Origin of the sequence: Aquidulcibacter paucihalophilus (assembly GCF_002105465.1) — a bacterium.
GTDB classification, from domain to species: domain Bacteria; phylum Pseudomonadota; class Alphaproteobacteria; order Caulobacterales; family Aquidulcibacteraceae; genus Aquidulcibacter; species Aquidulcibacter paucihalophilus.
In genome coordinates, this window is record NZ_NCSQ01000114.1 from 1 (window position 1) to 1,522 (window position 1,522).

1 protein-coding gene is annotated in these 1,522 nt (G+C 48.4%); it reads left to right on the plus strand.

Going from position 1 to position 1,522, the window contains the following annotated elements:
* Window positions 1–249: 249 nt before the first annotated feature.
* Window positions 250–1,182, plus strand: coding sequence for a hypothetical protein (locus B7364_RS08295; RefSeq protein ID WP_085339539.1), 933 nt, complete (start codon window positions 250–252; stop codon window positions 1,180–1,182).
* Window positions 1,183–1,522 lie beyond the last annotated feature (340 nt).

Consider the following 1,522-nt stretch of genomic DNA (forward strand, 5'->3'; position numbering starts at 1 on the left):
CGCAAACCCTGACAACGACGAGTTTTTCAACAATATCCGCCAAACTAGGTCGACAGGAAGGTGTTGACGTATTCCCGAAAGCAGACATTTAACGGCTCAACGATGGGAGCACTCCATAGGCAAAAGTTTTTTCCCAATCGATGGCGGAAACTTAGGGCGGGGCAGTAAGCATCGAATAGCACTTTGGATGTTTTTGAGAATCAGACAGATTTAAAGTGAGTGTGAATTTAGTCGGCTAGGTTGGACCAAATGCTAAACAAACTCTTCCTTTTGCTTGTTCTGGTTTCCGCCACCCCGACGTGCGGAGCCGCCGCCCTTGTTCACCCCCCAAGCACGATGGAGCGATTGAATAAATGCGAAGAAAATGTTGTTGATAGCTACAGCTTGAAGCCAAGCGACGATCAGCAGTGGGACCTTCACTTAATTGATAGGAACAAAGCGGCTGAGCTTCAAATTTATGGTGGCCGGCATTCATATGACCCCGAGGATTCCTTTTATCAAAGGGTCATGTGGAATTACTTCAAATCCTCTGTGGAGATCGCTTTTTTTGAGGGGGAGGGAGTATTCAAGGATGGAACATTGATCGAAGCAATTCAGTCCGGGACAGAGCCTTTTTTCTTGCAATGGCTTGCACGAAAATCAGGGGTCCCAGCGGTTTCATGGGAGATGCCCACTGATCAAGTTTTCATTGCGTTAACAAGAAAGTTTGGAGCAGACGAGATATTGATGTTTCAGACACTCCGGGAGGCATCTTTTGAAAAAAATAAGCGGGCCGCGAATGTTGAACAGCTGAATCGAAGGACCGCTTGGTATCTGGAACGCAATATCGCAACAATGCGAAGGTTGGAAATTCAAACAACAATTCAAACTATGGATGATTTAGCCCTTAGGCTGAAAGATCTGATGCTGGGGGTCAGCTGGCTTAATGTGTCCGCCTCCTGGTTCACGCCCTATCCGAGTATCGACGGAGAAGCTGAGCTATTCCATGACATCAATCGTTTCGAAAACTCACTTCGAAATAGGTGGGCGTTCAGAAGGGTTGGTGCGGAGTTATTGGCCGGCAAAAAGGTGTTTATGATCGCAGGGGGGAGTCATATTCCATTGCAAAAGCCTGCGTTCGAATGCCTTTTCGACCAGATCGACAAAATGAACTCAACAGCAAGCAACTCCCTAGGTCGCTAGAAACAGTGAAACGAATTCTGCTTTTGGTGGCGTAGTGGATGCAAACTTTCTTCCCGCTAAACGGCGGCTTTCGAACCCTAGCTTATCCAAACCAGACCATCCGCTTTTGCCCAACTATTGCCGAAATGCCGCGGGTCTCAAATGCGCCAGAGGTTTCCATATGGGGCGGGATGGGGGTTGCACGAAAGCGGACGTTTATGAGGTCGGCTTGTCGGGTGCGGTCCGACAGGACTGCACCATCTTACCGACTGCGGTATTGGTTTATATACTTTCACTTAGACCGCCTTTGCCGCAGGCTATGTGACCTGAGCCCTTAGGGTCCCTCGTTCTTTATGAGAGT